At 28.0% G+C, this 23,007-nt stretch carries 24 protein-coding genes; 20 read left to right on the top strand and 4 right to left on the bottom strand.

What is annotated here, in order from left to right; genetic code table 11:
- Positions 1-68: 68 nt before the first annotated feature.
- Both E0D94_RS13810 and E0D94_RS13805 read left to right on the top strand, forming a co-directional pair.
- Entirely contained in the window at positions 69-779 is a 711-nt protein-coding gene (locus tag E0D94_RS13810; protein ID WP_130808115.1) for a Crp/Fnr family transcriptional regulator, read from the top strand.
- 14 nt (positions 780-793) lie between these two features.
- Entirely contained in the window at positions 794-1,840 is a 1,047-nt protein-coding gene (locus tag E0D94_RS13805; protein WP_165442978.1) for a 4Fe-4S dicluster domain-containing protein, read from the top strand.
- Positions 1,841-1,861: 21 nt separating this feature from the next.
- Here E0D94_RS13805 and E0D94_RS13800 read toward each other — a convergent pair whose 3' ends face one another.
- Positions 1,862-2,668, bottom strand: coding sequence for a hypothetical protein (locus E0D94_RS13800; RefSeq protein ID WP_130808114.1), 807 nt, complete (start codon positions 2,666-2,668; stop codon positions 1,862-1,864).
- Between the two features lie 112 nt (positions 2,669-2,780).
- Between E0D94_RS13800 and E0D94_RS13795 the strand changes: the two genes are divergently transcribed.
- The 5 genes from E0D94_RS13795 to E0D94_RS13775 all read left to right on the top strand — a co-directional run bounded on the left by E0D94_RS13795 (position 2,781) and on the right by E0D94_RS13775 (position 8,219).
- Positions 2,781-3,311, top strand: coding sequence for a cob(I)yrinic acid a,c-diamide adenosyltransferase (locus tag E0D94_RS13795; protein WP_130808113.1), 531 nt, complete (start codon positions 2,781-2,783; stop codon positions 3,309-3,311).
- 135 nt (positions 3,312-3,446) lie between these two features.
- Complete coding sequence (locus tag E0D94_RS13790) at positions 3,447-4,571, top strand: PP2C family protein-serine/threonine phosphatase (protein ID WP_242620553.1); 1,125 nt, start codon at positions 3,447-3,449, stop codon at positions 4,569-4,571.
- 373 nt (positions 4,572-4,944) lie between these two features.
- Positions 4,945-5,958 (top strand): aspartate--ammonia ligase, encoded by a 1,014-nt coding sequence (asnA, locus tag E0D94_RS13785; RefSeq protein WP_130808112.1) that lies wholly within the window; start codon positions 4,945-4,947, stop codon positions 5,956-5,958.
- Between the two features lie 65 nt (positions 5,959-6,023).
- A complete protein-coding gene (locus tag E0D94_RS13780) occupies positions 6,024-6,833 on the top strand; it encodes an ATP-grasp domain-containing protein (protein WP_130808111.1) in 810 nt (269 codons plus the stop codon).
- A 69-nt stretch (positions 6,834-6,902) separates the two neighbouring features.
- Positions 6,903-8,219: a glucose-6-phosphate isomerase gene (locus tag E0D94_RS13775; protein ID WP_130808110.1), complete on the top strand. Its 1,317-nt coding sequence runs from the start codon at positions 6,903-6,905 to the stop codon at positions 8,217-8,219.
- Between the two features lie 27 nt (positions 8,220-8,246).
- Here the strand turns inward: E0D94_RS13775 and E0D94_RS13770 are convergent, their stop codons facing one another.
- Both E0D94_RS13770 and E0D94_RS13765 read right to left on the bottom strand, forming a co-directional pair.
- A complete protein-coding gene (locus tag E0D94_RS13770; protein WP_130808109.1) occupies positions 8,247-8,885 on the bottom strand; it encodes a nitroreductase family protein in 639 nt (212 codons plus the stop codon).
- A gap of 15 nt (positions 8,886-8,900) precedes the next feature.
- Entirely contained in the window at positions 8,901-9,410 is a 510-nt protein-coding gene (locus tag E0D94_RS13765; RefSeq protein ID WP_130808108.1) for a ferritin family protein, read from the bottom strand.
- A gap of 159 nt (positions 9,411-9,569) precedes the next feature.
- On the opposite strand from E0D94_RS13765, the gene E0D94_RS13760 reads away from it, so the two are divergent.
- From E0D94_RS13760 to E0D94_RS13725, 8 genes are all read left to right on the top strand, one after another.
- Positions 9,570-10,253, top strand: coding sequence for an ABC transporter permease (locus E0D94_RS13760; protein ID WP_130808107.1), 684 nt, complete (start codon positions 9,570-9,572; stop codon positions 10,251-10,253).
- Positions 10,246-11,166, top strand: coding sequence for a glycine betaine ABC transporter substrate-binding protein (locus E0D94_RS13755; protein WP_130808106.1), 921 nt, complete (start codon positions 10,246-10,248; stop codon positions 11,164-11,166). The genes E0D94_RS13760 and E0D94_RS13755 overlap by 8 nt, the downstream gene beginning before the upstream one ends.
- A complete protein-coding gene (locus tag E0D94_RS15050) occupies positions 11,166-12,254 on the top strand; it encodes an ATP-binding cassette domain-containing protein (protein WP_130808105.1) in 1,089 nt (362 codons plus the stop codon). The genes E0D94_RS13755 and E0D94_RS15050 overlap by 1 nt, the downstream gene beginning before the upstream one ends.
- 183 nt (positions 12,255-12,437) lie before the next feature.
- On the top strand, positions 12,438-13,217 hold the full coding sequence (locus E0D94_RS13745) for a short-chain-enoyl-CoA hydratase (protein ID WP_130808104.1): 780 nt from the start codon (positions 12,438-12,440) through the stop codon (positions 13,215-13,217).
- An 18-nt stretch (positions 13,218-13,235) separates the two neighbouring features.
- The gene (locus tag E0D94_RS13740; protein ID WP_130808103.1) at positions 13,236-14,081 is read left to right on the top strand and encodes a 3-hydroxybutyryl-CoA dehydrogenase; all 846 of its coding nucleotides are present in this window, start codon (positions 13,236-13,238) and stop codon (positions 14,079-14,081) included.
- 89 nt (positions 14,082-14,170) lie between these two features.
- Complete coding sequence (locus tag E0D94_RS13735) at positions 14,171-15,349, top strand: acetyl-CoA C-acetyltransferase (protein ID WP_130808102.1); 1,179 nt, start codon at positions 14,171-14,173, stop codon at positions 15,347-15,349.
- A gap of 118 nt (positions 15,350-15,467) precedes the next feature.
- Positions 15,468-15,845: a hypothetical protein gene (locus E0D94_RS13730; RefSeq protein ID WP_130808101.1), complete on the top strand. Its 378-nt coding sequence runs from the start codon at positions 15,468-15,470 to the stop codon at positions 15,843-15,845.
- A 100-nt stretch (positions 15,846-15,945) separates the two neighbouring features.
- A complete protein-coding gene (locus E0D94_RS13725) occupies positions 15,946-16,944 on the top strand; it encodes an LCP family protein (RefSeq protein WP_130808100.1) in 999 nt (332 codons plus the stop codon).
- Positions 16,945-17,053: 109 nt separating this feature from the next.
- On the opposite strand, the gene murC is transcribed toward E0D94_RS13725, so the two are convergent.
- Positions 17,054-18,439, bottom strand: coding sequence for a UDP-N-acetylmuramate--L-alanine ligase (gene murC / locus E0D94_RS13720; RefSeq protein WP_130808099.1), 1,386 nt, complete (start codon positions 18,437-18,439; stop codon positions 17,054-17,056).
- A gap of 178 nt (positions 18,440-18,617) precedes the next feature.
- On the opposite strand from murC, the gene purR reads away from it, so the two are divergent.
- The 5 genes from purR to pth all read left to right on the top strand — a co-directional run bounded on the left by purR (position 18,618) and on the right by pth (position 22,960).
- The gene (gene purR, locus E0D94_RS13715) at positions 18,618-19,436 is read left to right on the top strand and encodes a pur operon repressor (protein WP_130808098.1); all 819 of its coding nucleotides are present in this window, start codon (positions 18,618-18,620) and stop codon (positions 19,434-19,436) included.
- 126 nt (positions 19,437-19,562) lie between these two features.
- Positions 19,563-19,841, top strand: coding sequence for a septation regulator SpoVG (gene spoVG, locus E0D94_RS13710; RefSeq protein WP_130808097.1), 279 nt, complete (start codon positions 19,563-19,565; stop codon positions 19,839-19,841).
- Between the two features lie 186 nt (positions 19,842-20,027).
- On the top strand, positions 20,028-21,407 hold the full coding sequence (gene glmU / locus E0D94_RS13705; protein WP_130808096.1) for a bifunctional UDP-N-acetylglucosamine diphosphorylase/glucosamine-1-phosphate N-acetyltransferase GlmU: 1,380 nt from the start codon (positions 20,028-20,030) through the stop codon (positions 21,405-21,407).
- Between the two features lie 19 nt (positions 21,408-21,426).
- A complete protein-coding gene (locus E0D94_RS13700; RefSeq protein ID WP_130808095.1) occupies positions 21,427-22,380 on the top strand; it encodes a ribose-phosphate diphosphokinase in 954 nt (317 codons plus the stop codon).
- Positions 22,381-22,399: 19 nt separating this feature from the next.
- Positions 22,400-22,960 carry an aminoacyl-tRNA hydrolase gene (pth, locus tag E0D94_RS13695; RefSeq protein ID WP_165442977.1) on the top strand — a complete coding sequence of 187 codons (561 nt, stop codon included), beginning with the start codon at positions 22,400-22,402 and terminating at the stop codon, positions 22,958-22,960.
- Positions 22,961-23,007: the final 47 nt, after the last annotated feature.

Below are 23,007 nucleotides of genomic sequence, written 5' to 3'. Positions count from 1 at the left end.
TCCTATTTTTTTATGATATAATATAATTAAATTATAATTAGAAATATATAGTAGAATAGGGTGAAACTATGAGCAATTGTAATGGAGTTTGTGATTTATGTCAGGGAAAATACTGTGCTAAAAAAGTATCTATATTTTCCATACTTCCAGAAGAAGAGCTTGCACAAATTACAAATAAATTAGAAGTAAGAAAATATAAAAAAAATGATATGCTCTTTTTTGAAGGAGATATTTCAGATAAATTATTTTTAATAAATAAAGGTAAAATAAAAGCTTTTAAATATACAAGGGATGGAAAAGAACAAATTATATATATATTGGCAGAAGGTGACTTTATAGGAGATATGAGTCTTATAAAACAAAGTGAATTTAAATTTAATGCTATTGCTATGGAAGATAGCACAATATCAATACTAACTAAAAAAGATTTTGACAAAATACTTTTAAATAACCCTACAATTGCATTAAAAATATTAGGTGTAATTCATGATAGAGTAGTAAATTTAGAAAATCAAATACAAAGGCTAGGAACAAAAGATATTGAATCTAGACTTGCAGGACTACTTTTAAGTTTAATTAAAGATTTTGGTACACCCAAAGAAAGTATAGTAGAACTTGAAATACCACTTAGTAGAGAAGATATGGCAAATTATATAGGATCAACCAGAGAAACAGTTAGTAGAAAGTTAAGTTCACTTCAAGACGATAATATAATAGAATTAATAGGAAATAAGAAAATAATTATAAAAGATTTAAATTTACTTGAAAACTTAGCTTAGAGAGGAAATAAATTATGAAAAAAATAGATGAAAGAGATACTATGTTTTCACGGATGAATTTAGAAGAAGGTTCTAAGGAGTATAATAATTATTATAATAATCATCCTGAGCGAAAAGAAAAAGATGATGAAGTTAGAAATAAACCTAAAATTTGTGGAGAAGGAACTGCCACATATGACCAAATAAATTCTAAAATAGCTGAAGCAAATTTTAAATTTTTAAATGATATAAAAAAATTATCAGAAGGAATTACTGCACTTGAAAAGGTGGATGTGAATAGTGAAACTATTACTAGAAGAATAAAAGGCCTTTCAAAACACTTTGGTGCTGTCAAAGTAGGTATTACGAAAATGAGAGATTATCATTGGTATTCAAATAGAGGTAGGGATAGTGAAACTTATGGTGATAAAGTAAATTTAAATCATAAATATGGTATAGTTTTTGCTGTTAAAATGGATAAGGAAATGTTAAATAGATCCCCACAAGTCTCAGAAATCATAGATACTTCAAATGCCTATGTAAAAGCAAGTATTATTGGAATGCAGATATCATATTTTTTAAGAGAACTTGGGTATGAAGCTAGAAATCATATGGATGCAAATTATTTAGCTGTATTACCGCTTGTAGCAAGAGATGCAGGTATTGGAGATATAGGAAGAAATGGAATAATCATCACAGAAGAATATGGTCAAATGATAAGACTTGGACTAATTACTACAAATATACCTTTAATAGAAGATGAATATAAAGACTTTGGCTTGAATAATTTTTGTGATAGATGTAATAGATGCTTGAGAACTTGTCCAGGTAAGGCTATACCAAAAGATAAAAAAGATATAAATGGTATAAAAAGATGGAAAATAAATCAGGAAGATTGCTATAATATGTGGAGAATACTAGGAACAGATTGTGGCATTTGTATATCTAGTTGTCCTTTTAGCCAGGGCATTGATATTGAAAATATAAAAAGCAATGAAGACATAGATAAAGCATTGAAAGACCATGATAAAAAACATGGTATAAGACCATATATAAGAACACAACCTGAATGGTTGAAATAAGTCCTCTATAGAGGACTTATTTCAATTAATATATGATTTTGACATAATTTCATTATCTATTTTATCAACTATATTTTTATTTTTTCCTAATATATAGAATCCTATTGTTTTATCATAATTCTTGAAATATTTGACATACATTCTTCCATACATATTTATAATGGGATAGTTTTTGCTAATGTTTTTAGGATTGCCAAATTGAATATAACCTCTTTGGAAATTTTTCTTATTATGATTTGGAGAATTTGTACGAATTTTGGAATCAACTTTTATCCAATTATCACTTTCGATATATTCTATATTTTCTTCAATATCTATTATATCATTTTTAAAAGTTGATTTTTTAGGATTGAGACCAAGTGAACGTAGTACCAAATATTTTTGGTCATATTCTGGAACTTTTTCTAACAAATCAATATTTATATCTCCATTTGATTTGAATCCAAAGGGTTTATTTGATTTAGAATTAATAATATATGCACCATAAAATGAGGAGAATAGTTCAGAATCTTCATCATAATAGTTAGAATATTTATTAAGAAATTTAAATCCACCAAAATTATATGAAATACTTAATTCTGCATCTTCTTTTATATATTTTGAAAAACTATTTTTAGAATTAAAATATAGCATAAAAGGATAAAAGGGTTCATTATTTATTTTTCTGGTAGGAATATTTATATTTATATCATTATGTAAGCCAGTATTTTTATAATATATTTTTAAAGGATACATTATAAGATAACTTCTTAAAGGATAGTGTAAATTTGTTATATAAATAAATAATATAATTATTAGAATTGTAATTAATTTTAATTTATTTTTCATAATAAACTCCTCGAAATTTTATTTTGGGATATATATTTTTTATATCCATTAATAAATAGAATAATTCATTTTTCTTTGGGTATAATTATTTTAGAATTTGGAGGTGTGTTTTATGAGAGTATATACTAAAACAGGTGATAAAGGTAAAACTAGTCTTTATGATAGTAAGAGAGTTTTTAAAGATAGTATAAGAGTAGAGTCTTATGGAACAATTGATGAGTTGAATTCATATTTGGGTTTAACTAAAAATTTTATTGAAGATAAAAAAGTCTATGATTTATTACATAAGATTCAGAGGAAATTATTTGATGTAGCAGCAGAACTTGCTACAGAAGATAAATCAAAGCTTAAGTTTGAAATGACAGAAGATGAAGTAGTATTTTTAGAAAATAAAATTGATGAATATTTAGATATGGTAGAAACTCCTGATTATTTTATAATACCTGGAGCAGGAAAAGCTGCAGGCTTTCTACATGTAAGTAGAACTATATGTAGAAGAGCAGAAAGAAGAATAATTACACTTGCAAGAGAAGTTGATGTAAATGAACATTTATTAAAATATGTTAATAGACTTTCAGATTTACTTTATTCCTTATCTAGATATATTGAAGATGGATATGAAGAAGTAGATTTTAATAATTAAAAAAACCCTGAATACTGCAGTATTCAGGGTTTTTTTTAATTATTTTTATGTCTGCTATATAAATAAAAATTTTATTATGATATAATTGTATATATTGGTTTGAAAATTATTCTCAAACCTGGGGAGGTATTTGATTTGAGTATTAATAATAGTATTGAAATGTTTTTAAATAAAGATCATATTAATAATCAAAAATTAACTCGTAACATATTAGATAGTATGGCTGACTGGGTAAGAGTTATAGATAGAAATGGAATAGTTATATATGAAAATGAAACTATGAAAAGAGAGCTTGGATTTGATTCTTTAGGAAAATCATGCTATTTTTCACTTGGAAGAACTTGCGAATGTAACAGATGTATAACTCAAACTACATTTCAAACAGAAGCTATATCTGAAAAAGAACAAATTATAAATGGAAGAGTGTTTTCTATAAAAAGCTCTCCAGTTAAGGATAATGACGGAAATATATACGCAGTTGTAGAAGTGTTCAGAGATATAACAAAGGAAAAGCATCTTGAAAAACAAGTAATAGACAGAAATAGAAAGATGAACAAAGATATTAAATATTCGAGGGCGTTGCAAAAGAGGATTTTACCTCCAAAAGGCAATTATGGATCTGTATCTATTGATTATATATATAAACCTTCAGAAGTGTTAAGTGGGGACATGTTTGATGTATTTAATATTAATGAAAGGTATACGGGTATTTATATATCTGATGTAGTTGGTCATGGAGTATCAGCTTCTATACTTACTATGTTTGTAAGACAGACCATGAGAGCAATAATGGATACTACAATACAACCTTCCAACGTATTGAACGAATTACATCAGAGTTTTCTAGACCTAAATATAGATGATGATAAATACTTTACAATAATTTATGGAGTATTAGATAAAAAGAAAGGCACATTTACCTATGCAAATGCTGGACATAATAGCTTACCTTTATTATTGAGAAATAATGGTATAGAAGTTTTAAAAAATACGGGATTTCCAATATGTTATTTATTTGATGATATAAATTATAATGAAAAGACTATAAAAGTACAAAAAAATGATAAAATATTATTTTATACAGATGGTATAATAGAACTTCGAAATAAGTTCGGAGAACAATATGGAATAGAAAGACTAAAAAATAGTATCAAGGATAAAAAAGGTAATCTTATAAAATATATTTTAGAATCAATGAATTATTTTCATTATGATGAACCACAAGATGACATAGCTTTATTAAAAGTTAGAATAAATTAAAAAACCAGTCTAAAAAATAGGCTGGTTTTTATTGACTTTATTAAATCTTTGTAATATAATTATTGCTAATATAAAATTAAATATATTTAAATATTGTGATGAGGAGAGTAATTGTAAGAATTTGTTTTAGAGAGTCGACGATGGTGAAAGTTCGATACAAAACTTATAATGAAAAACGCCTCTAAATAGCTAACTGAAATTCATTAGAAAATTAGGCTTAGTCGGAACCAAACCGTTATTTATTGGACAGTATCGAAACAAAGTTTCCGTACTGATAAATATCATTTAGGGTGGTGCAGAATAAATCTTTTGTCTCTATATAGAGATAAAAGATTTTTTTATTTTAAAAATAATATTAAAGGAGTGGATTTTTTTGGATACTAAATTGATTGTACCAAATAACTATCAACCAACATTAAACTTAAAACAAACAGAAATAGCTATAAAAACTATAAAAGATTATTTTGAAAGAAAACTTGCAAAAAAATTAAATTTATTAAGGGTATCAGCACCTTTATTTGTAAGAACAAATACTGGGTTAAATGATAATTTATCTGGTGTAGAAAGACCAGTTATATTTGATATGAAAAATGATTCTGATTCTAATATAGAAATAGTTCATTCCCTTGCCAAATGGAAAAGAATGGCCCTTAAGAGATATAATTTTAAAATTGGGGAAGGAATTTATACAGATATGGATGCAATAAGAAGGGATGAAGAGTTTGATAACACTCATTCAATATATGTTGACCAATGGGATTGGGAAAAAATAATAGATAAAAAAGAAAGAAATCAAGAAAAATTAAAAGAAATAGTAAATTTAATATATGGAATATGTAAAGATACAGAAGAATATATATGTGATTTATATGATCATATAGAGCCTATTTTACCTGAAGAAATATATTTTATTTCTTCAAAAGAATTAGAAGGATTGTATCCTGATTTAAGTCCAGAATCAAGAGAGAGAAAAATAGCAAAGGAAAAAAAGGCTGTATTTATAATGGAAATAGGTAGAAATTTAGAGTCAGGTGAACCACATGGGATGAGGTCTCCTGATTATGATGATTGGGATCTAAATGGTGATATAATATTCTGGAATCCAGTACTAAATAGTGAATTTGAAATATCTTCTATGGGGATAAGAGTTGATAAAGAATCACTTAAAGAACAGTTGAAATTATCTAATTGTGAGGATAGAAAGACTCTTGAATATCATAAATTATTACTACAAGATAAATTACCTCTTACTGTAGGAGGAGGAATAGGCCAATCAAGACTTTGTATGTTCTTTCTGAGAAAAGCACATATTGGTGAAGTACAATCTTCTATATGGCCAAAATGGATGATAGAAGATTGTAATAAAAAAAATATAATATTATTATAAAAATATTGACATCTTCTTCAAGTTAAAGTAATATATTTACATGTTAAAAAGAAAGGAATTAGAAGATGAAAATAATATCATTTAATCCATTTAGAACAATAGGCATGAAAAATATCACATATATAAAACCTGAAAATATGTTTAGAGAAATAGATAAAATTAAAGATGCTGATTTTATATTGTTTCCAGAATACTGGCAAGTAAATTCTTTGGTGTATGGTTTGAAGAAAAATATTTTTCCAAATATAGATACATTTCACTTAGGACATAATAAAGTTGAAATGACAAGAGCTTTCATGGCAACATTTCCTGAAAACATACCATATACTAGAATAATGGGAAGTTCTAATTCTGCAATTGATATAATTGAAGAAGAGTTTGGATATTCAGTAGTAGCAAAAGAAATAAAAAATTCAATGGGGAATGGAGTATTTCTTCTAGAAAATAGAAATCAATTAAAGAATTATATAAGTAAAAATGAAGTTTTATATATTCAAGAATATTTACCAATAGATAGAGATTTAAGAGTTGTATATATAGGAAATAAAGTAATAAGTGCATATTGGAGAATAGCAGAAGAAGGTAAGTTTCATAACAATATAGCTAAGGGAGCTAGCTATTCTTTTGAAGACATACCTTTACAAGCTGTAGATTTAGTAGATAGAGTTGCAAAAACTTTAGGCATTAATCATGCAGGATTTGATGTAGTAGAAGTTGAAGGAAAATTTTATATATTAGAATTTAATGTTTTATTTGGTAATGAAGGATTAAAGCATCAAGGAATAAGAGCAGAAGATTATATATATAAGTATATATCTAATAATGATCCTAACAAACCAACATTTCCAGGAATCAAGAGAAAAGTTATATCTTAATAACTTTTCTTTTTTTATGTTCATATTAAGTGATATAATTATAATAAGTGAAATGAAGGAGGAGATTTTTTGAATAATATTTTTATTGATTATTCTAATGCAATGATAAAAAAAGAAGAATTAAAAGCTATAGAACCTTTTGTAAGTAAAGCACATAATTTATTGGAATCAGGAAAAGGTCTTGGGAATGATTATTTAGGATGGATTGATTTACCTGATAACTTAGAACAAGAAGAACTTGAGAAAATTAAAAGAAGTGCTAATGATATAAGAGAAAAATCAGATGTACTTTTAGTTATAGGAATAGGTGGATCATATTTAGGTGCTAGAGCAGTAATAGAAGCTTTAGAGGACAATGAAAAAGATACAGAAGTATATTTTGTGGGAAATAATATAAGTGGAAAATATATAAATAAAATAATAAATAAAATAAAAGATAAAGATATAAGTATAAATGTGATATCTAAATCAGGTACTACAACAGAGCCTGCTCTTGCATTTAGGATATTTAGAAAACTTTTAGAAGATAAATATGGAAAAGAAGAATCTAAAAAAAGGATATATGCTACTACAGATGTTTCTAAGGGGGCACTTAAAAAATTATCTGAAGATGAAGGGTATACAACATTTATAATTCCAGATAATGTAGGTGGAAGATACTCAGTTTTAACTCCAGTAGGATTATTACCTATTGCTGTAGCTGGAATTGATATAGATAAACTAATATTTGGAGCAAAAAAAGCTAGAGAAGAATATAGCAATAAGAGTTTAGAAAATAATGAAGCCTATAAATATGCAGCAGTGAGAAATATATTATACAATAGAGGTAAACAAATAGAAATACTTGTAAATTATGAGCCTCATGTTCACTTCATATCTGAATGGTGGAAGCAATTATATGGAGAGAGTGAAGGTAAAGATGGTAAAGGGATTTTTCCATCTTCTGTAGACTTTTCAACTGATCTTCACTCTATGGGTCAATATATTCAAGAAGGAAGAAGAAATATATTTGAAACTATATTAAATATAAATGCTCCAGAAGTAGATATAGAAATAGAAAAAGATGAGAAAGATTTAGATGGTCTTAATTATCTAGCAGGTAAGACTATGGATTTTGTTAATAAAAAAGCATTTGAAGGAACATTAATTGCTCATGTAGATGGTGGAGTACCAAATATAATAATTAATATACCGAAGATGGATGAATATTACTTAGGGAAATTAATATACTTTTTTGAAAAAGCGTGTGGTTTAAGTGGGTATTTATTAGGAGTAAATCCATTTAATCAGCCAGGAGTAGAAGAATATAAGAAAAATATGTTTGCCCTCTTAGGAAAGCCTGGATATGAAGAATTAAGAAAAGAATTAATGAATAGAATAAAATAAAAATAACCCATATGGGTTATTTTTATTTTATTCTATTATAGTTAACAATTCTTCTAGAGGTTTTCTAGGAGGTGATACAACATTTTCATTTTCTGGGATACCTAAAGGTGTTATAGCAGCTAGAAAGTAATTCTCTTTACTGAAACTAATATACTCAGACATTTCTTTTGCTGCATATAATGGACCTGTCATCCAACATGTACCATAATTCATGCTAGCTGCAGCTAATTGTAAATTTTCCATTGCTGCTGAAATTCCTTGTATTCCAGGAGACGGTCTAAGAAGGTCATGAATTTCTTCTTGTGAAGCTCCCTTAGCTTTTAGAGCCTTATATCCAGCTGGAATATAATTTTTAGCATATGCTAGAATTATAATAGGAGCATTTTTAAATATAGTATGATATTTAAGGAATTTTGTAAGGTTTCTTTTATCATTTTCATCATTTAAATATGATGCTAATTCATCATTTTTTTCTTCTACTATGCTTGCTAATTTTTTTATTTTTTCTTTGTTTTTTATAACAACAAAATGCCAACCTTGTTCATTTTTGCCTGATGGTGCTTGGATAGCTGCTTTTATAATAGTTTTTATATCATCATCATTAATATTTTCTTCTTTAAACTGTCTAATGCTTTTTCTTTTATAAATAAAATCTAATTCTGTCAAGTATAACACTCCTTATTAAAATGGATAGAAGCTTTGATCAAACCAACTATCTTGCATATATTTTTTGAATTCATTGTAAAAATATTCTCTGTGCTTATTTTCCCATTCTGCTAATGTCTTTAGTAAGTTTTTAGCTTGCTCATTATCTGTTTTTGTTATAGCTTCTCTATAATAATTAGCAAAATCATTTTCTATTAAATATGCCATTCTCATAATAGTCATATCAGAAAAGCTAGATTCTAAATTTCGTTTTGTCATTTTATCTTTTTCTTCTTCAAAAACATTTTCGAATATTTCACTTCCACTAGAAAGCTCTATATCGAAAGAACTCCAATTATTATTTTCTGATAATCCATCATAATGTTTTTTTAATATATTATAGTGGTCGTTTTCCACATCAGCTAAACTTTCAAAAACTTTTTTAACATCTTTGTCTTCAATTTCATCTTTATACTTTTGATAAAACCTTTGTCCTTGCTTTTCCATTTCCATAGCATATTTTAATATCTGCAAAATATTTTCCATTAAAAAACCTCCCCTATTATTTTAATATTTCAATCAATTATTTACCCTGAATGATATTATATAAACAATATGAATACTATTAATTATATCATGATTATATATACAACATAAAGGGTATAGATTGTTTAGTGAATAACTAGAAACACTAGGGGGTATAATATGGATTTTTTCAATTCAATATCTGGATTGTTTAGGATATATATAGAAAGAAGTGATTATTTTTTAGAAATAACTTTAGAACATATAAAAATTTCTTTAATTGCTATAACTTTTATAACACTTATAGGTGTACCACTTGGAATATTAATTTCTAGGTATAGAAGATTAGCACCATTTGTAATAAGTCTTACTAACTTCTTATATACAATACCTGTTATAGCATTTTTCGGAATTATGGTTTCTGTTATTGGATTAGGTACTACTAATGCAATATTAGCACTTATAATATATGGTCTTCTTCCTGTTGTTAGAAATACTTATGTAGGGATTACAGAAGTAGACAAATCAATAGTAGAAGCAGGAAAAGGAATGGGAAGTACTCGGTTTCAATTATTGTTTAATATAGAGCTTCCTCTAGCTCTTCCAGTTATAATAGCAGGACTTAGAACAATGATAGTTATGACTATTGCTATGACTGCAATAGCTGCATTTATTGGTGCAGGTGGCATAGGAACAGCTATATGGAGAGGAATAAGCACATATAATACAGAATTATTATTTTCAGGTAGTATTTTAGTTGCACTTCTTGCTATTATTGCTGATAGAATATTGGAGTTTATAGAAAAATTAGTTATTAGAAAAGTGCAAGGAAAAAAGATTAAAGGAGGAAACTTAAATGCTTAAAAAAACTTTAATATTAATTTTAGCATTATTTTTAATTTTAGGGACAGTTGTAGCTTGCAGTGATGAAAATGGAGAAGAAACATCAGGTGCTGGAGAGCAAAAGTCAATAACTATAGGAACAAAACCTATGACAGAGCAATATATAATAGGCGAAATGATAAAGATTTTAGTGGAAGAAAAAACAGAGATAAATGTAGATATGAAATCAGGTATAGCAGGTGGAACTAGTAACTTACATCCTGCAATAATTTCTGGTGAGATTGATCTTTATCCAGAGTATACAGGTACAGGGTGGATGTTTGTTCTTGAAAATGATTTGATAGAAGATCCTGATGAAATGTACGAAAAAACAAAAGAAGCTTATCAAGAAGAATTTGATCTTTTATGGCTTGATCAATATGGATTTAATAATACTTTTACACTGGCAGTAAATGCTGAAAAAGCAAAAGAATTAGGTATAGAAACATATTCAGATTTAGCAGAAAATAGTGAAAAACTTGTATTTGGAGCTGAGTATGATTTTTATGAAAGAGATGATGGATTTAATGCTATAAAAGATGTTTATGAATTCAATTTTAAAGACACAAAAGAAATGGATATAGGACTTAAATATCAAGCAATAGAGTCAGGTGAAGTAGATGTTATAAATGCTTTCTCTACAGATGGATTATTAGATGAATATGGATTAAAAGTACTTGAAGATGATAAGAATTTCTTCCCATCATACTATGCTTCAACAGTAGTTAAAAATGAGACATTAAAAGAATATCCAGAACTTAAAGATGTTTTAAATATGTTATCTAACAATATAAGTGAAGAGGAAATAAGAAATCTAAATAATAAAGTCGAGAGTAAAAATGAAGAACCAGAAGATGTAGCGCATGAATTTTTGGAAGAGAAAGGATTATTGTAGTGGAAGTAGTAAAGTTTGAGGATATTTCAAAGGATTATGGTGATGGAAAAAAAGCTTTAAAAAATTTAAATTTATCGATTAATAAAGGTGAATTTGTAACATTGATTGGTCCTTCTGGCTGTGGAAAAACAACAGCTTTAAAGCTTATAAATGGTTTGATTAAGCCATCTGATGGTAATATATATATTAACAATAAAGAAATATCTAAATGGAATCAAATAGATTTAAGACGTCAAATAGGATATGTAATTCAACAAGTAGGGTTATTTCCACACTTAAATATATCTGAAAATATATCATATGTATTAAAGATTAAAGGAGTGGAAAAGGCTCAAAGAAAACAAAGAGCAAGGGAACTTATAGAACTTGTAGGTCTTACACAAAATGATTTGAAAAAATATCCTCGTGAATTAAGTGGAGGACAGCAACAAAGAGTTGGAGTTGCAAGAGCACTAGCAGCAGATCCTCCTATAATTTTAATGGATGAACCTTTTGGAGCTATAGATGAAATTACTAGAAAAAAATTACAAGATGAATTAATAGATATACACAAAAAAGTAAATAAGACTATTATTTTTGTAACTCATGATATACATGAAGCTATGAAGCTTGGAAATAAAATAGTATTATTAAAAGAAGGAGAACTTGTTATATCTGGCAGTAGAGAAGATATATTTTTTAATCAAGAAGATAATTATATAAATGAATTTTTTGGCATAAAAAGTTTTACTTCTTATGCAGATGTAGCAAATGTTAAAAATACATTATATAAAAATTATCCTACAATAGAATTAAATAATGTAGAGGATAATACAAAGTTAAAATTTGGAGAAGATATAAGTATTTTACCTGTATTAAAAAATGGACAATATATAGGTATGTATTCTCTAGAAAAGAATTTTGTATTTATGAAAGAAAATATAGAGAATATAGCAGCAATAAATCAAGATAAAACTATAATGGAAGCATTGGAGATTCAATTTAGAGAAGGGTATGATATTCTACCAGTAATAGATAATGAAAATAATTATTTAGGAGTATTTAAGATTAATAAAGCATATAACAACATGTCAAGAAAAGCTAATTAATAATATACGCCAAAAAAATTGGTGTATATTATTTTATACATCTGTATGGATTTCTGTACAGATTTTTTAAATCATATGAATATATGTCTATTTAAATATAGTTATTGCAACAAAAATAATTATTTTTAAAATTGGCATAGTATTTGCATATTAAAAAGTATATAGAAATAGAGGAGGGATAATGTGAATTTTAATAATTTAACTTTGGAGAAAAAAGAAAATGTAGCAATACTTAAAATTAATAGACCCAAAGCTTTAAATGCGTTAAATACAGATACTCTATTGGAACTAGATAATGCAATTGATGAGCTTGATAAAGATCAAGATGTAAACGTTATTGTATTATCAGGTGAAGGTAAGGCATTTGTAGCAGGTGCTGATATTGTAGAAATGAAAGAAAAAACTGCAAGTGAAGGAAGAGAATTTGGTAAGCTTGGCAGTGATGTTTTTAGAAAGATAGAAATAATGGAAAAACCAGTTATTGCAGCTGTAAATGGATTTGCATTAGGTGGAGGATGCGAACTTTCTATGGCATGTGATATAAGAATAGCATCTGAAAATGCTAAATTTGGTCAACCAGAGGTAGGACTTGGAATAACTCCAGGTTTTAGTGGAACTCAAAGACTTTCAAGGCTCGTAGGAACTGCTAAAGCTAAAGAATTAATATTTACAGGCGATATGGTAGATGCTAATACAGCAGAGAAAATTGGACTTGTAAATCAAGTTGTATCAAAAGAAGACCTAATGAACTCTGTATTAGAAATGGCTAAAAAAATATCATCTAAAGCTCAGCTTGCTATAAGATATTCAAAGGCTGCAATTAATAGAGGTATTGAAACCGATATTGAAACAGGAATAGAAATAGAAAAAGACTTATTTGGACTATGTTTTTCAACAGAGGATCAAAAAGAAGGAATGAATGCATTTATAGAAAAGAGAAAACCAAATTTTAAAAATAAATAAACTGTTAGGAGGCTGAATATGAAAGCTACAATTATTGGTGGCGGAACAATGGGTTCAGGAATAGCTCAAGCATTTGCAGGAGCAGGATATGATGTAATGATAAAGGACATAAATCAAGAGGGAATAGATAGAGGTATAAAAATCATATCTAAAAATTTAGATAGATTAGTAAAAAAAGAAAAAATAACTGAAGATAAGAAAAATGAAATAACGGATAGAGTTAGAGGTACACTTTCTAATGATGATATAAAAGACTCTGACATAGTAATAGAAGCAGCAGTAGAAAATATGGACATAAAGAAAAAAATATTTAAAGAATTAGATGAAGTTTGTAAGGAAGGTGCAATACTTGCTTCAAATACTTCTTCTCTTTCTATAACAGAAATAGCATCAGCTACAAATAGACCTGAAAAGGTAATTGGAATGCATTTCTTCAACCCAGTACCAGTTATGAAACTAGTAGAAGTTATAAAAGGTATAGCAACTAGTGAAGAAACAAAGATGAAAATAATCGAAATGTCTAAGGAATTAGGAAAAACTCCAGTAGAAGTTGAAGAAGCACCAGGATTTGTAGTAAATAGAATACTTGTACCAATGATTAATGAAGCAGCAGGTATACTTGCAGAAGGTGTTGCATCTAAAGAAGATATAGATGAAGCTATGAAATTAGGGGCAAATCATCCAATAGGACCATTAGCACTTGCGGATTTAATTGGTGTAGATGTATGCCTTGCCATTATGGAAGTTTTATATGATGAATTTGGTGATTCTAAATATAGACCACATCCATTACTTAGAAAAATGGTAAGAGGCGGAATGTTAGGTAGAAAAACTAAAAAAGGATTCTATGATTATAATAGATAAATAAAAAATATTACGAACCTTGCATAATGCAAGGTTCGAGTTATGTAAAGACATCGTTAATATATTAACCATACAAGGAGGAGTTATAAATGAGAGAAGTAGTAATAGTAGGAGCAGCAAGAACACCAGTAGGTGCTTTTGGAGGTGCTTTATCAAAATTATCAGCAATAGATTTAGGTGTTGTAGCAGCAAAAGAAGCTATGAAAAGAGCAGGTATAAAACCAGAAATAGTAGAGAATGTTTTAATAGGAAATGTTTTGTCAGCAGGACTTGGACAAAATCCTTCAAGACAAGTTGCTGTAAATGCAGGAATACCAGAAACAACTCCAGCAATGACAATAAATAAAGTTTGTGGTTCAGGACTTAGAACTGTTAGTATGGCAGCTCAGTTTATAATGCTTGGAGATGCTGATGTTATACTTGCAGGAGGAACAGAAAGTATGAGTAATGCTCCATACTTACTTCCTAAGGCAAGATGGGGACAAAGAATGGGAGATGGACAGATAGTTGATAGCATGATTAATGATGCATTATCTGATGCATTCTTTGATATTCATATGGGTATAACAGCAGAAAATATAGCAGAACAATGGAATTTAACTCGTGATATGCAAGATGAATTTGCAGTAAGAAGTCAAAATAGAGCAGAGAAGGCTCAAGTTGAAGGAAGATTTAAAGATGAAATTGTACCTGTAGAAATACCACAAAGAAGAGGAGAACCTATAGTAGTAGAAGATGATGAATATATTAAAAAAGGAGTAACTAAAGAAAAGATTTCAAAGTTACGTCCAGCATTCAAAAAAGATGGTACAGTAACAGCTGCAAATGCATCAGGAATAAATGATGGAGCAGCAATGCTTATTTTAATGAGTAAAGAAAAATGTGAAGAATTAGGACTTAAACCACTTGCAACTATAAAATCATATGGTTCAGCAGGCTTAGATCCTAAAATAATGGGTTATGGTCCAGTACCAGCTACTAAAAAAGCACTTGAAAAAGCTAATTTAAGCATTGAAGATATAGATTTAATAGAAGCTAATGAAGCTTTTGCTGCACAATCACTTGCAGTAGTTAAAGATTTAAAAATGGATCCAGAGAAGGTAAATGTAAATGGAGGTTCTATAGCAATTGGACATCCAGTAGGAGCTAGTGGAGCTAGAATTTTAATTACATTATTATATGAAATGGAGAAAAGAAACTCTAAAACAGGACTTGCAACTCTATGTATAGGTGGAGGACAAGGTACTTCACTTATAGTTGAAAGATAAATTAAAAATAAAACTTAACTAGAGTATATATCAGAATTTAGATATATACTCTTTTTTGTTTTAATTTAATAGAAAATATTATATGATATATATAAGATAGTCTAAAGGAGATGATGATATGGATAAAGAAGAGTTAATTGAATGTTTAGATCAAAATAAAGAGAAAATTATAAAAAATATACAACATGAATCTAAACATAAAATATATTTTAATAAATATTCAAGTTCTCCTGAAGAAATTATATATATGGCAGCTAATGATACTATAGAAGCATTGAAGATAATTATTGAGATAGAAAGATATTCAATATTTAGAAATAAAATAAAGTGGTTTAAAAGTATGATTGAATCTAGGACTAATCAAGGAAAAATAAAGGAAAATCTTTTAGAATTTATGGAATTAGTTAAATTGCAAATAGAAAAAAATTGTTTAAGTGATGAAAAAATTTCTATTGTATTTGAGAATATGATGAATATAATTAGAGAAGAATTTTAATATTAGGATATATTTGTAATAAAAAAATAATACTATATATACATACATGTGATATAATTACTATGTAAACTTACAATTAGAATATAAAGGATGATAAAATGTGAAATATTTTCTAAAGGTTTTTTCCATTGCTTTATTATGTTTTACAATAGTAATGGGAGCAGGTGCTTATACTTATTTTAATTTCTTTGACTCAACAGCAAATGCAAATGATAAAAGGAATGACCATCCAATGCGTGACTATACTCAAGAGGAAATAGAAAATTTGCCTGCATTTGAAAAAGCAGTAGCGAATAGTGATAGAATAAATGTATTACTTATTGGAATAGAAGCAGAAGGTAGAAGTGATACCCTTGTATTTGCAAGTTTTGATCCTAAAACTAAAAAGGTAGACATGATATCGGTTCCTAGAGATACACAATATCATGTACCAGGATATGATACTGCAGACCATAGAAAATTAAATGCGGTATATATTAGAAATTTAAAAAAAGGACATGAAGTAGCTGCTGAAAAAACAATGAAAGCTGTAGAAGAAATACTAGGTGTACCTATTGATAATTATGCTACTATATCTTATGATGGAGTAGAAAATATAGTAGAATCTTTAGGTGGAGTTGAGATGGACGTGCCACAAAGGATGAAATATGATTATTTTTATCCAGATGGTACAAAAGAAGTTAGATATTTGGAGGAAGGAAAACAAGTTTTAAATGGTAGTGAAGCTATAGGTTTTTTAAGGTTTAGAAAAGGCTATGCAAATGGAGATATTGGTAGAGTAGAAGCTCAACAAAAATTCATTAAATCAGCACTTAAAAAAGCATTAGGATTTAATCTTCCAAAAGTAGCAATGACTGCTGCAAAAGAAGTGGAAACTGATATGAGTATATTAGATATAACAGCCAATGCTACAAAAGCTATAGGAATGAATATGAATGATGTAAATACTCATACCCTTCCTGGAGAAACAAAACCTCTTACATTCCAAGGGTGGACATTATCATTTTTTGAACATGATGAAGAGGAAACAAGAGAATTGATGAAAGAAATATATGGTGTAGAAAATGATGCAGATTTGGACGAAAAAATAGAAGAATAATAAAAAAGGCTCCCAATTCTTGGGAGCCCTTTTAATGGGGGAGTGGGGACTAAGGTATAGTATATTTATAACCAAATAGATTTTTTTTAAACCTAAATATTTAAAACTTTTATTTATTTATTTTAGTTTTAAACATATCCCCAACTTTATACACATCTCCAGCACCTACAGTGATAATTAAATCACCTTTATCCACAGTTTTTTGTAAGAAATTAACCACTTCATCAAAAGTTTCAATAAAAATACTGTCTTGACCATTATGATTTATTTCATCAACTAATTGTTTAGAATTTACTATTCCTGTATTTTTTTCTCTTGCTGCGTAAATATCTGTAATAATTATCTTATCTGCTCCTTTAAAGCATTTGCCAAATTCTTTTAAAAGGGATTTAGTTCTTGTATAAGTATGTGGTTGAAAAACACAATAAATTTTATTATATTTGTCACCTATAGAATTTAATGTAGCTTTTATTTCAGTAGGGTGATGAGCATAATCATCTATTAATTGAATTCCTTTAACTACCCCTTTATCTTCAAATCTTCTATGGGTTCCTTTATATATTTTTAAGCCATCTTTTATTGATTCCATATCTACTCCTGATATAAAAGTAGCTGCAATAGCAGAAAGTGAATTATATATATTATGTTCACCTACAACACTTAGTTTTATGTGATCTACAAATTTATTATTTATATATAGATCGTATTCACCATAACCTTTATCGTTATATTTTATATTAGTTGCATGGTAATCATTTTCTTTTGAAATTCCGAAAGTAATAATGTTTTTATTCTTATTTATTATTGCTTTAATATTTTCATCATCACCATTTACAATTGAGTATCCACCTTCAAGGGATAAATTATTAAACTTTTTAAATGTATTTTTTATATGATCCATACCAGTGAAGTAATCTAGATGATCTTCATCAATATTTAATATTATTCCTATAGTTGGATTAAATTTTAAAAAGTTTTCTTTATATTCACAGGCTTCAGTGAGAAGTAATTTATTATCTCCAATTTTTACATTTCCTCCAATAGAATCTAGTTCTCCACCTAAAAGTATAGTTGAATCTAATAATGAAATAGATAGAATAGATGCTATCATTCCAGTAGTAGTAGTCTTTCCGTGAGTTCCTGCTACAGCTATAGAATCTTTATAGCTTTTCATTAATTCTCCAAGAAAAGTTGCTCTATCCATCATAGGTATTTTATTTTCTTTTGCAAAGATGTATTCAGAGTTGTCTTCTCCAATAGCTGAAGTATAGACTATTAAGTCAACATCTTTTATATTTTTAGAATTATGACCAATATGTATGGTAGCACCATCATTTATTAGTTTTTCTATTATTTTAGAATTATTCATGTCAGAACCAGTTACAATATAATTTTTATTTAATAAAATTTCAGCAAGGCCACTCATACTAATTCCACCAATACCTATAAAATGTATTCTTTTATAATTAGACTTATTTATATCAAAATTTAACATGTAATTTCCTCCTAATTTCTAATACTTATATTATTTCCAAAATATGCGCAATATACTCTTCACGATTATACCACAATTCAAAACTTTATAAAATAAAAAGTAATTGTCATTGATAATTATTATAAAAACGAATAAAATATAATTAAATAATTATATAATTCGTTAAGGAGTGAGCTCTTTGAAAAAATTTAACAGGAAAGATAGATTAGCTGCAATAATGAATATACTTACTGAAAAAACAAATCACGTATTTACTTACAAATATTTTACTACCATGTTTGAAACTGCAAAATCAAGCATAAGTGAAGATATTATGATGATTAAACAATTAGTTGAAACTCTAGAATTAGGTAAAATAGTAACAATAGCTGGTGCCAGTGGTGGGGTTAAATTTATACCAATTATTTCTAAAAACAACACAGAAATTTTTTTGGATGATTTAGCTAGTAGGTTAATGGATGAAAGTAGGATTATAACAGGTGGATTTATATATATGTCAGATATACTTTATTCTCCTGATATATCATATAAAATAGGACGTATATTTGCTACTAAATTTTGGGAACAAAATATAGATTATGTAGTTACTATGGAGACTAAAGGTATACCACTTGCTACTATGACTGCTAAAATATTAGATGTTCCATTAGTTATAATAAGAAAAAATTTAAAAATAACTGAAGGAGCTACTGTTAGCATAAATTACATATCAGGTTCTACAAAAAAAATTCAAACTATGTTTTTAACGAAAAAGGCTTTAAAAGAAAATTCAAAGGTACTAATAATAGATGACTTCATGAAAGCAGGTGGTACTGCTAAAGGAATAAAAGATATGATGAACGAATTTAATGCAGAGGTAGTTGGCACAGGAGTACTTATAAACACACCAGATCCGGAAGAAAAGTTAATAGATGATTATATTGCATTATTAAATTTAAAAACCATAAATACTTCAGAAAATAAAATTAGAATAACTCCTAACAAGTCAATTTTTTAATGTTTAGAAATATTAAAAAAAGTTAATGAAATTTCGTAAAAAAAGAAGGAATTTTAAAATATATGGAGAATATAAATATAAGCTAAAAATTTTATATCATCTATAAGGTTTAGGAGGTGGGTGTTCGTGAAGGTAACAGATGTAAGAATCAGAAAAATCAACAGAACAGGAAAGATGAAAGCCATAGTTTCTGTAACTTTTGATGAAGAATTTGTAGTCCATGATATCAAAATAATAGAAGGATTAAATGGACTTTTTGTAGCTATGCCAAGTAGAAAGATGTCTGATGGAGAATTTAGAGATATTTCTCACCCTATCAATTCAGATACTAGAGCTAAAATTCAGGAAGCTGTTTTCAAAGAGTATGAAGCTCAATTAGATGTAGAAAGCGAAGAATTAGCCTAATCTCAAACGCAATTTTAAAGATACCTTTATATAAATTTAGGTATCTTTTTTGATGCAAAAAATATTTCATCTTAATTATCCTTAAAAACCCTATAAAATACTGTATCTTTCTGTTATAATATAGAGGAAAATCATTTCAGAAGACTTTAGTGTAAAAATGATATTTTAATAAGTAGAGGTGTTAAGATGATAATTTCTGTAATACTAGCAGCTGGCGAAGGTACAAGAATGAAGTCAAATATACCTAAGGTAGCTCATCGTGTGTGTGGAAAACCTATGGCAAGTCATGTGATTGAAGCAGCTAAAGGCGCTGGTTGTGAAAAAAACATAGTAATTGTAGGTCATGGTAAAGAGAAAGTTAAAGAAGTGTTAAGTGGAAATGATATAGAATTTGTAACTCAACCTACAGGTAAAGATGTACCTTATGGTACAGGTTATGCAGTAATGCAATCACAAAATTATATATCAGATAATGATCGAGTAATAATACTTACAGGAGATACTCCATTAATAGAAGGAAATACTTTAAAAGATCTTGTGGATTATAGTTTCAAAAATGATTTAGATGCTGTAGTACTCACAGCAGAATTTGAAGATGCAACAGGCTATGGTAGAATAAAAAGAGAAAAAAATGGCAATATAATAGGTATAATAGAACATAAAGATGCAACAGAAGAGGAACGTGAGATAAAAGAGATTAATTCAGGTATTTTTATGTTTAAAGGTAATGCTCTTAAATATGCCTTAAATAATTTGACAAACGATAACTCTCAGAATGAATACTATATAACCGATGCAATAAAAATATTATCAGATAATGGATATAATGTAGATGGGTTTATACTAAAAGACAATACTGAAATACTTGGAGTGAATTCAAAAGTCCAATTATCAGATGCTGAAGAAATTATGAGAAAGAAAATTAATGAGTATCATATGTTAAATGGTGTAACTTTGATAGATCCTAAAGCTACATATATAGAAAAAGGTGTAGAGATAGGTACAGATACTATAGTTTATCCTGGAGCAGTTATTAGAGGAAAAACTAAGATAGGTAAAGAGTGTATTATAGAGGGAAGTTCAAATATCACAGATACAGTTCTTGGTGACAGAATAAATGTAAAATCATCTACACTTATAGAAAGTATTGTTGGTGATGACACTAAAATAGGACCAAATGCTTATTTAAGACCTAAAAGTAATATAGGTAAAAATGTTAAAATTGGTGACTTTGTTGAAGTTAAAAATGCTAATATAGGTAATAACTCTAAAGCATCTCATCTTTCATATATTGGTGATGCAGATGTAGGAGAAAATGTAAATATTGGTTGTGGAGTAGTCTTCGTAAACTATGATGGCAAAAATAAATTTAGATCTAGTGTGGGTAATAATGCATTTATAGGCAGTAACTCGAATTTAGTAGCACCAGTTACTGTTAGAAATAATGGATATATAGCAGCAGGCTCTACTATTACAGAAGAAGTAATGGAAGGAGACTTATCTATAGCACGTGCTAGACAAGTAAATAAACCCGGATGGGTTTTTAAAAATGATAAAAATAAATAATAACTTTAGGAGGATTAACATGCAAGTGATGGGAAGAGACATTAAGATTTTTTCAGGTAATGCAAATAAAAAATTGGCTGAAAAAATTTGTGAAGAAGCAGGAGTGACTTTAGGTGATTCTGAAGTAACTAGATTTAGCGACGGTGAAATATCAGTAAATATAAATGAAACTGTAAGAGGTGCAGATGTATTTGTAATACAACCAACAAACCCTCCTGTAAATGAGAATCTTATGGAGCTTTTAATAATGATTGATGCATTAAAAAGAGCATCAGCAGGTAGAATTAATGCAGTAATACCTTATTATGGGTATGCTAGACAAGATAGAAAAGTAAAAGCAAGAGATCCAATTACATCTAAATTAATAGCAGATTTAGTTTCTGTAGCAGGTGCAGATAGAGTAGTTGCAATTGATTTACATGCAACTCAGTTACAAGGGTATTTTGATATACCAGTAGATCATTTATTAGGCGTTCCAATTCTTGCAAGAGATTGTATAGACAAAGGTAGAATTAACAATGATACTGTTATAGTTTCACCTGATATAGGAGGAGTTAGAAGAGCAAGAAACTTTGCAAGTATAGTTGACTTACCTATAGCTATAATAGAAAAGAGAAGACCTAAAGCAAATGTAGCTGAGGTTATGAATATAATTGGAGATGTAAAGAATAAAGATGTAATAATAGTAGATGATATTATTGATACTGCTGGTTCTATGGCAAAAGCAGCTAAAGTATTAAAGGATTTTGGAGCTAAAAAAGTATATGCAGCTTGTACTCATCCAGTATTATCAGGTCCTGCTATAGAAAGATTAAAAGATTCAATGATAGAGAAATTAATAGTAACAGATTCTATACCTTTACCTGAAGAAAAACAAATAGACAAAATTGAAGTAGTATCAATAGCACCTTTATTTGCAGATGCTATAAATAGAATATATGCAAACAAATCAGTAAGTAAACTTTTCAAGTAAAATTAAGGAGTTGAAAAAGTTGTATTTAGTAGTAGGCCTGGGTAATCCAGGAAAGAAGTATAGTAATACTAAGCATAATGTAGGTTTTGATACTATAGATATTTTATCTGAAAGACTAGGAGTTAAAGTAAATAAGATAAAGCATCAATCTGTATATGGAGAAGCTAATATAAAGGGAGAAAAAGTATTGCTTATAAAACCTCAAACCTATATGAATGACAGTGGTATTACAGTTAGAGGATTTTCAGATTTTTATAAGCTTCCTGTAGAAAATATTATTGTAATTTATGATGATATAGATATACCTGTTGGTAATCTTAGGATTAGGAAAAAAGGTAGTGCAGGAAGTCATAATGGAATGAAATCAGTAATATATCATTTAAAAGATGATAAATTTCCAAGAATTAGAATTGGTATAGGGAAACCTAATTATGATAAAGATTTAATTAGTCATGTTTTAGGTGGATTTAACAAAGAAGATAGAGAATTAATTGATGAAGCTATTTTAAATGCTGCTAAAGCAGTAGAAGAAATTATGAATTCAGATATAGAACGAGCAATGAATATGTATAATAGTTAAAGATATAAAATACTTAATTGCCTAGGATTTAAATCCTAGGCTAAAGG

This window comes from Senegalia massiliensis (assembly GCF_900626135.1).
Taxonomy (GTDB): Bacteria; Bacillota; Clostridia; order Tissierellales; family SIT17; genus Anaeromonas; species Anaeromonas massiliensis.
The sequence above is the reverse complement of the archived record's forward strand: the minus strand, read 5'-3'. Positions and strand labels throughout refer to the sequence as shown.

Coding starts and splice junctions, on each gene's coding strand:
- E0D94_RS13780 (WP_130808111.1), top strand. CDS start 6,024: ATGAAAATAATATCATTTAATCCATTTAGAACAATAGGCATGAAAAAT.
- E0D94_RS13800 (WP_130808114.1), bottom strand. CDS start 2,668: ATGAAAAATAAATTAAAATTAATTACAATTCTAATAATTATATTATTT.
- E0D94_RS13810 (WP_130808115.1), top strand. CDS start 69: ATGAGCAATTGTAATGGAGTTTGTGATTTATGTCAGGGAAAATACTGT.
- E0D94_RS13755 (WP_130808106.1), top strand. CDS start 10,246: ATGCTTAAAAAAACTTTAATATTAATTTTAGCATTATTTTTAATTTTA.
- E0D94_RS13735 (WP_130808102.1), top strand. CDS start 14,171: ATGAGAGAAGTAGTAATAGTAGGAGCAGCAAGAACACCAGTAGGTGCT.
- E0D94_RS13730 (WP_130808101.1), top strand. CDS start 15,468: ATGGATAAAGAAGAGTTAATTGAATGTTTAGATCAAAATAAAGAGAAA.
- E0D94_RS13760 (WP_130808107.1), top strand. CDS start 9,570: ATGGATTTTTTCAATTCAATATCTGGATTGTTTAGGATATATATAGAA.
- E0D94_RS13700 (WP_130808095.1), top strand. CDS start 21,427: ATGCAAGTGATGGGAAGAGACATTAAGATTTTTTCAGGTAATGCAAAT.
- E0D94_RS13805 (WP_165442978.1), top strand. CDS start 794: ATGAAAAAAATAGATGAAAGAGATACTATGTTTTCACGGATGAATTTA.
- E0D94_RS13795 (WP_130808113.1), top strand. CDS start 2,781: ATGAGAGTATATACTAAAACAGGTGATAAAGGTAAAACTAGTCTTTAT.
- E0D94_RS13765 (WP_130808108.1), bottom strand. CDS start 9,410: ATGGAAAATATTTTGCAGATATTAAAATATGCTATGGAAATGGAAAAG.
- murC (WP_130808099.1), bottom strand. CDS start 18,439: ATGTTAAATTTTGATATAAATAAGTCTAATTATAAAAGAATACATTTT.
- E0D94_RS13740 (WP_130808103.1), top strand. CDS start 13,236: ATGAAAGCTACAATTATTGGTGGCGGAACAATGGGTTCAGGAATAGCT.
- glmU (WP_130808096.1), top strand. CDS start 20,028: ATGATAATTTCTGTAATACTAGCAGCTGGCGAAGGTACAAGAATGAAG.